The organism is Dissulfurimicrobium sp. (assembly GCF_049968175.1).
GTDB classification, from domain to species: domain Bacteria; phylum Desulfobacterota; class Dissulfuribacteria; order Dissulfuribacterales; family Sh68; genus Dissulfurimicrobium; species Dissulfurimicrobium hydrothermale.
The window spans coordinates 1-7,348 of the sequence record NZ_JBMFRG010000077.1 but is presented as its reverse complement, the minus strand read 5'-3'; the positions used below and the strand labels follow the sequence as shown (position 1 = coordinate 7,348).

Below are 7,348 nucleotides of genomic sequence, written 5' to 3'. Positions count from 1 at the left end.
GGTGATTCAGGCATTTAAACAGGTACACAAGATGACGCCTTGTCAGCTGGTGCTGGCTGGGGGTGGTGCAACAGACGACCCTGAGGGAGAAGTAGTGTTCAAAGAGGTGATGGAGGCCGCAAACGGCGACCCTAACATACACATCCTCTTGCTTCCGCCCGATGCACACAGGACCATAAACGCCATTCAAAGGGCTGCCGACATCATCATCCAGAAATCCCTGAAAGAAGGCTTCGGCCTCACTGTGACAGAGGCCATGTGGAAGGGGAAACCCGTTGTGGCCGGAGACACCGGTGGCATCAAACTACAGGTAGTGGACCACTACACAGGCTTTAGGGTCAAAACCCCAGAAGGTGCGGCGCTCCGCATACGTTACCTGCTATCTCATAGAGACATAATGGCTAGGATGGGCGAAAAGGCTCATCGGTTTGTATATGAGAATTTTTTGATCACCCGCCATGTCAGGGAATATCTCACATTGATGATCAGTCTGATGAACGGACTTAGCGATAGGATAGACATGACGTTATGAAATTGCTAAACGATGGCCTATCAATCGATTCATTCTGGGGGCGCCTGGCATCGAGCGGCAACCGCATCCTGATGCTGGATTACGACGGGACCCTTGCACCTTTCAGGCTGGAAAGGGACAAGGCTATGCCGTACTCAGGCGTTAAAGATGCACTAACAAGGATAATGGACATTCCAAGATGTCGGGTAGTCCTCGTGACCGGAAGGACGGTAAGCGACATAGCCTCGCTCATAGACATACATCCGCTCCCTGAAATATGGGGGGCTCACGGCATGGAACGACTGGACAAAGACGGAATATATGGGCGGAATCCCGTTCCGCCACAGACCGAACAACTCGTGACCGATCTTTATAATTGGCTGTTTTTAAAAGGATACAAAAGCCAAACAGAACTGAAACCAGGCTGTCTCGCCTTTCACACAAGAGGGATGGAGGAGGATGATGCGAAGAGGCTCATTCTTGAGATAAAAGACAAGTATTTGGAACTTATCAAGAATAATAAACGGGAAGACGATTTAGAGACACATTTATTCGACGGAGGAATCGAATTCAGAACCAGGGGCGCAGATAAGGGCAGGGCTGTAAATGCCGTTCTGAGAGAAGGCGGTATGGATGCGGCTGTTGCATATCTCGGGGATGATTTCACCGACGAAGACGCATTCAAGGCCATCAAGGAAAAGGGCTTAGGGGTTTTAGTCAGACGGAAATATAGGGAAACGGCCGCCGATCTCTGGATCTCGCCGCCTGATGAATTGATCGATTTTTTATCGTACTGGGAAGAGATGTGCAGGAGGTGAAAAAATATGGCAAACACTCCGGAAAGACTCGTTGTGGTCTCCAACCGCCTGCCGGTTTCCATCAAGAAGACCTCCGCCGGCTGGGAGATCAGGCCAGGGAGCGGCGGGTTAGTCACGGCCCTCGCACCTGTACTGAAGGATCAGGGAGGTATATGGATAGGATGGTCAGGGGGCATAGGAGATCAGGAAATTATGGAGCACATCAAAACGGCCTCGGCCGATTCAGGCTTTGATCTCCATACAGTGCCGCTTACCGCCGATGAAATAAAAGACTATTATTATGGCTTTTCGAATGAGATCATCTGGCCTCTTTTTCACGATCTGCAGACAAGGTGCAATTTCAGACCTGAATATTGGTACCGATACATCGAGGTAAATAAAAAATTCGCCGATAGGATCGCCGCCTTGTCAGATGAGAATGATTTTGTCTGGGTCCATGACTATCATCTGATATTGACTGCCCAAAAACTAAAAGAAGCCGACGCATCAAGAAAAATAGGTTTTTTCCTTCACATCCCCTTTCCATCTGTGGATATATTCATCAAACTGCCCTGGAGGGGTCAGATATTAAAAGCCTTGCTCAACTATGACATAATCGGTTTTCAGACCGCCAGAGACAGAAGAAATTTTGTAAACTGTATACACATGCTCTATCCTGATATAGACATAGATTGGGAAGCCCATATTGCAATAACGACGGTAGGGGGAAGGGAAGTCAGGATCGGTGCGTTCCCCATCAGCATAGACTTCGGGGCCTTTGCAAGGGATGCTGCCTCCCGCGAGACCAAAGAAAGGGTGCAATACCTCAAAGAGGCGATGCCAGAGTGCCAGGTGATCCTGGGGGTGGATCGTCTGGACTACACGAAGGGCATACCCGAACGGCTTGAAGCCATGCGCAACGCCCTCAGGCGATATCCGGATCTGCATAGAAAGATCACACTAGTCCAGGTAGTTGTACCAAGCAGACAGAATATCCCCGAATACGGCCTGCTCAAGGCGAGGATAGAACGTATGGTTGGCGAAATCAATGGCGAATTCACCAAGGCGGGGTGGGTCCCTATTCATTATTTGTATCGGCACCTGGACCGATGCGAGCTCCTTTCCTATTACAGATTGGCGGACATCGCCCTGGTAACACCGCTCAAGGATGGCATGAATCTGGTTGCAAAGGAATATTGTGCCTGCAATTATACAAACCGCGGCGTACTCATCTTGAGCGAGTTCGCAGGCGCTGCATCCCAATTGCATCAGTGGGCATTAATAGTTAACCCATATGATATCGAAGGGGTATCGGATGCAATACACAGCGCCTTTTATATGGATGAAAAAGAAAAGATGGACAGGATGAAAAAACTGAGGGCATCAATAAAAAAAAGGGATATCTTCTGGTGGGTCAAGAATTATCTCGAAACTGCACTTTCCAAACACCCTTCAAGCAGACCTACAAACAAGGAAACCACTTCCCTGGCAGCTAAGGTTCCATGACCATATGGTCGCCTAGTGCTGTCTTCGATCCCAACCGCCATACTAAAAGTCCATCACGATACGCATGAGGTCTTCAGCCAGAATCACGGCGCCGTCGTAGACAGCCTTGCATGGACCCATGATATCATGTTCATCACAGATAGGATAGAAATGCGTAAGGAGGAGCGCCTTTACACCGGCTTCCGCGGCGATGCGCCCGGCCTCTGACGGAACGAGATGGCCCCCGACCTTGAACCCTTCAGGTGCCGCACATTCACACACCAATAAATCCGCCCCGCTTGCGAGCTCTACAATACCATGGCATATATCGGTATCGCCCGAAAAGACAACAACCTTGCCATCAGGACACTCGATACGGTATGCAAGGCTCTGGGGGGTGTGCTCCACAGGGGCGGAACGTACGACAAAGGGCGGCAGCTGAATAGCGGCCGACATCTCGCATGGAAGCTCCTCAACCATCAAACGTCCGTCTTTGGGCTCAACCCATTTCCCAAAGGCCTCTTTCATGGCTGCATAAAACTTTTCAAACCCACGGGCAGCAAATATCTTGACAGGGGCCGTTCTTTTATAACCAGGCGCATATTTCATGGCAAAGATAAACGGGACGAACTCGCCCACATGATCCGGATGAAAATGGGTGTAAAGGACTGTGTCAATTGCATCGTGCGGTATACCGGCCTTGGCCAGCTGCCTGAGCGTCCCGGCTGCACTGTCAATCAGGAATGTCTGTCCGCTGGCCATGAGGCAAGCCGACGGCCCGGCCCTCCTAGCGGAAGGTACACACGTGCCTGAGCCAAGCACAATAAGTTCTATCATATAATCTCCTTAACATTGATGATCTCGTAAAAAGTCATTATATGAGATGGCTATCTGTCGCCTCTCGTGAGATTATACAGATTTTTGCAGTATCTGATTATTATATATTCTGAGATAGTGATTTAAGGTGTCCCTCAGTTCTTTTGCTGAGTTGAATCTCGTCTGTAAGATTATCTCCTCAATACGTCCATTGAACCGTTCAACCATTCCATTGGTCTGTAGATGACGCGGCCTTATCAGGCTATGCTCTATCCCGTTTTCAAGACAGACCTTATCGAATTCATGTCCTCCTGAAGGCTGTCTTTCTCCAGTACAGGAAAACCTGTCAGTAAACTCCTTGCCATTATCAGTAAGTACCTTTTTAATATTAAATGGCGCCTTTTTATAAGCCTCTTCATAAAAGACAGGGATGAAGAGGCAGATTTACCTGTCTGCGTGCAACGCACAGGCAGATCAGATAATACCTCAAAATATACCCATCTGGTGACGCGGTCTATGGCCGCGAACAGATTCCGGCTGATTTTCATCTGTCATACTTTTTTAAGTTCAGACAGATTGGAGACGCCATAACGCCTCAGACACCGATCAAGACCGGATCTTGATACATGGGAGTTTATAAACTCATGCACAGGCACCAGAAGGTCATCCAGCGGAAGCAAAAGGGTCTTTCTCAGTTCAACCGCTATTATCTCCTGTTCAGGACTGAGCACAGCCCTCAGGTTGTGGGGTATAGAGGGATATGCCATACTGTCTGGCCAAGGCGCGTTCAGAAAGCCCTGACTGTCTGATCTCTTTTCTTATAATGGGCGTTGTCCTGGCATTATTATGCAGTCTTATTGTCATCCCACACCCCCATCCTGATCTCTTCTTTTAACCTGCTCAAAAACAACCTGCCATAAAATAAACCGTAACTCCTGATAGGTAAATAATTAGAGGGGATGGAATGGCTAAACAAAAATCGTCAAATGCAAGGCACGCAAATCCTGAGGAATGAGACGTACTTCCTATACGCCACAGTGACGACGGATGCAGCGCAATACAGCAGTCGGCGACTTTTTGCAACGCCATCAACATTAACAAGCTGAAACTGGTGCAAGCTCCACCTCACCCCATGCCCCAAGTCTTGTGCCCTTGATTATCACTCCGCCCATGACCCCTTCGATCCCGCCCATATATTCAAGGGCGGCATCTATATCCATCTCGGTCTTTACCATATTTCCAACGGCCGTCGCTGCAGCGTCTGCGAGCGCCGTTGATCTTGACAGTATGGTCACAGCATCGGCCGTTCCAAAACTCCTCGAATGTCCAACGGTACCGGATGAGGTGCAAATCCCTAGCGGAGTCGCTTCAGGCATTATCCTCAGCCCTATCCTTCCACTCAATGGAGACTTCCCGGCCCAGATAGCCGAAATAAGGGGCCTTCTATCTATGCAAATAAAGATATCGCCACCATTTTCCACGATAACCTCTCCTGATGTAAAATCAGCGCATCTCACCCCGACATATTCAGCCACAGCACCTGCAACTGCCGCCATCGGACCGACCCCTGCCGTTTTAGCGGCGGCAATCATCTCTTTGACAACAGGCGGGGCAAATGGGTCTTCAGGAACGGGCGTATAGCTCTTAAAAAAACCTGGATGTCTTGCCCCGTATTCCTCGATAAAAAGTCTTGCCTCAATCACCCAGCCCGAGACTTCACGGGATAGGTCTTTTCCGGTCTGTATATGGAGATCTGTCTCTTTATGACGCACCTCAAAGGAAACAAGACCTTCTCTCGTCATGAATGCACGATAGATACGCCTCTCGCCCATAGACTTTTATTGACGACCGGCCGGCCCGGCCGGATCAAAGGCCACCCAATTCTTCATTGAGCGGTCTTGAAAGGAGTTCTCTTACCGCATCTCGCGGGTCTTTGCCTTTATAAATTACACTATAGACCTGAGCAGTAATAGGCATTTCGATATCATATTTTTCGGCCAGGGCATGGGCGGAGCGGGAGGACCTCACACCTTCCGCCACCATCTTCATCTCATCAAGTATTACATCTATAGACATGCCGCGGCCTAACTTCAAGCCGACCTGTCGGTTCCTGCTCAGATCCCCAGTACAGGTCAGTACCAGGTCTCCAAGGCCAGCAAGCCCTGCGAATGTCAAGGGATTCGCCCCGAGACGCACCCCTAGGCGGGTCATCTCCGCAAGTCCTCTTGTGATGAGCGCGGCCCTTGTATTTGCCCCGAAGCCCATACCGTCCGAGATGCCTACGGCGATAGCCATCACATTCTTAAGGGCGCCGCCAAGCTCCACGCCAGTCACATCCTGGCTTGTATAGACCCTGAAGGTCTCCGTAGAAAACAAGCTCTGGAGCGCCTTACAAAGGTGTCTGTCACGGCAGGCAAGCGTTATAGCGGTAGGCACAGAAGCAGCTACCTCTTTTGCAAAACTGGGCCCGGAAAGCACAGCGAACCTGCCGTAAAAGGCTGAACAGAACACCTCTGTCAAAACGCCGGTCATTGTAAGGAGCGTCTCGTTTTCTATGCCCTTTACGGCAGAGACAACGGCCTTCGGGAGACGCGGGATAGGGATCTCTTTAAACACATCGGAAACAGCCTCTGCAACCATCCTCAGGCCATGAGACGGTACGGCAAAGACAAGCAGGTCCCTATTCAGCAAGGCGTTTGAGAGATCAGATGCGACGCATAGCGGATCAGGAAACTTGATGCCTGGGAGATAATCAGGATTTTCTCTGAACCTGGCCATGATCTCAGCAAGTTGAGGATTCCTGGCCCAGAGCATCACGTCAAACCCTTTCCCGGCCAGAAGCACGGCGATGGCCGTACCCCAACTGCCCGCACCTATCACGGCGACCCTCTTCATTCCCCTTCCCGTTCAGCAAGCTTGGCTACAGCCGCAAGTTTATCGCCCTCTGCAAGCTGGATGAGGCGCACACCCTGGGTAGAGCGCCCTATCGTACGCACATCAGACGCCCTGATCCGTATTATGTTTCCGCTTGTACCAACAAGCATGAGCTCGTCTGTATCATCAACCATCAAGACATTTACAACGCTTCCAACTTTATCTGTAGTCTTTATATTTATAATACCCTTGCCGCCCCTTGACTGCACCCTGTACTCTTCAATGCTTGTACGCTTACCGTAGCCGTTTTCGGTAACGGTCATAAGCGTGCCGCGGCCACCTGAAATGATAACCATATCAACGACATGATCGCCATACTTGAGGGCTATCCCTTTGACGCCGGCCGCAGTACGTCCCATCTGCCGCACGTCGTTTTCGGGGAATCTTATGGAAAACCCCTCCCTTGTCCCAAGAAAGATATCCGCCTTTCCATCGGTTATATCCGCCGCAATCAGCTCATCATCCTTATTTATCACTGCGGCGATGATGCCGGAAGGTCTGGGCCTTGAAAATTCATCAAGCCTGGTCTTCTTTATCAAACCCTTCTTCGTAGCCATCACTACAAAACGGTCAGGTTCAAATGTCCTTACGGGTATGACGGCAGCTATGCGTTCGTTTCGCCCTTGGTCAAGGGGTAAGAGATTGATAAGCGCCTTTCCGCGACTGGCCCTGGACCCTTCGGGTATCTCATGGACCTTTATCCAATATATGCGGCCCAGATTGCTGAAGCACAGGAAATAATCATGTGTGGATGCAACAAAAAGGTGCTCGGCAAAGTCATCTTGTTTGGAGGATACCCCGGCAA

8 protein-coding genes and 1 pseudogene are annotated in these 7,348 nt (G+C 50.1%); 3 read left to right on the top strand and 6 right to left on the bottom strand.

The features are described 5' to 3' along the window. From ACP5SG_RS08825 to ACP5SG_RS08815, 3 genes are all read left to right on the top strand, one after another. On the top strand, positions 1 to 532 hold a 532-nt coding region (locus tag ACP5SG_RS08825), incomplete at its 5' end, for a glycosyltransferase (protein ID WP_428123659.1). After that, positions 529 to 1,329 carry a trehalose-phosphatase gene (otsB, locus tag ACP5SG_RS08820; RefSeq protein ID WP_428123651.1) on the top strand — a complete coding sequence of 267 codons (801 nt, stop codon included), beginning with the start codon at positions 529 to 531 and terminating at the stop codon, positions 1,327 to 1,329. The genes ACP5SG_RS08825 and otsB, both read left to right, overlap by 4 nt. 6 nt (positions 1,330 to 1,335) lie before the next feature. Next, positions 1,336 to 2,814 (top strand): alpha,alpha-trehalose-phosphate synthase (UDP-forming), encoded by a 1,479-nt coding sequence (locus ACP5SG_RS08815; RefSeq protein WP_237887988.1) that lies wholly within the window; start codon positions 1,336 to 1,338, stop codon positions 2,812 to 2,814. A gap of 42 nt (positions 2,815 to 2,856) precedes the next feature. On the opposite strand, the gene ACP5SG_RS08810 is transcribed toward ACP5SG_RS08815, so the two are convergent. From ACP5SG_RS08810 to ACP5SG_RS08785, 6 genes and pseudogenes are all read right to left on the bottom strand, one after another. After that, positions 2,857 to 3,630 carry an MBL fold metallo-hydrolase gene (locus ACP5SG_RS08810; RefSeq protein WP_237887986.1) on the bottom strand — a complete coding sequence of 258 codons (774 nt, stop codon included), beginning with the start codon at positions 3,628 to 3,630 and terminating at the stop codon, positions 2,857 to 2,859. Positions 3,631 to 3,711: 81 nt separating this feature from the next. Further along, a pseudogene (locus ACP5SG_RS08805) lies at positions 3,712 to 4,337 on the bottom strand (hypothetical protein); the annotation flags it as partial. Further along, a complete protein-coding gene (locus ACP5SG_RS08800) occupies positions 4,327 to 4,473 on the bottom strand; it encodes a hypothetical protein (RefSeq protein ID WP_428123644.1) in 147 nt (48 codons plus the stop codon). The pseudogene ACP5SG_RS08805 and the gene ACP5SG_RS08800, both read right to left, overlap by 11 nt. Positions 4,474 to 4,703: 230 nt before the next feature. Then, entirely contained in the window at positions 4,704 to 5,441 is a 738-nt protein-coding gene (locus tag ACP5SG_RS08795; protein WP_237887979.1) for a UPF0280 family protein, read from the bottom strand. A gap of 34 nt (positions 5,442 to 5,475) precedes the next feature. Next, positions 5,476 to 6,504 (bottom strand): NAD(P)H-dependent glycerol-3-phosphate dehydrogenase, encoded by a 1,029-nt coding sequence (locus tag ACP5SG_RS08790; protein ID WP_237887977.1) that lies wholly within the window; start codon positions 6,502 to 6,504, stop codon positions 5,476 to 5,478. Further along, positions 6,501 to 7,348, bottom strand: an 848-nt coding sequence (locus tag ACP5SG_RS08785; RefSeq protein WP_428123640.1) for a DNA gyrase C-terminal beta-propeller domain-containing protein, incomplete at its 5' end; no start/stop codon positions are given. The genes ACP5SG_RS08785 and ACP5SG_RS08790, both read right to left, overlap by 4 nt.

What these genes read in the sequence shown, in the direction of transcription:
- ACP5SG_RS08790 (WP_237887977.1), bottom strand. Translation starts at nt 6,504, where the DNA reads ATGAAGAGGGTCGCCGTGATAGGTGCGGGCAGTTGGGGTACGGCCATC.
- ACP5SG_RS08810 (WP_237887986.1), bottom strand. Translation starts at nt 3,630, where the DNA reads ATGATAGAACTTATTGTGCTTGGCTCAGGCACGTGTGTACCTTCCGCT.
- ACP5SG_RS08800 (WP_428123644.1), bottom strand. Translation starts at nt 4,473, where the DNA reads ATGACAATAAGACTGCATAATAATGCCAGGACAACGCCCATTATAAGA.
- ACP5SG_RS08815 (WP_237887988.1), top strand. Translation starts at nt 1,336, where the DNA reads ATGGCAAACACTCCGGAAAGACTCGTTGTGGTCTCCAACCGCCTGCCG.
- otsB (WP_428123651.1), top strand. Translation starts at nt 529, where the DNA reads ATGAAATTGCTAAACGATGGCCTATCAATCGATTCATTCTGGGGGCGC.
- ACP5SG_RS08795 (WP_237887979.1), bottom strand. Translation starts at nt 5,441, where the DNA reads ATGGGCGAGAGGCGTATCTATCGTGCATTCATGACGAGAGAAGGTCTT.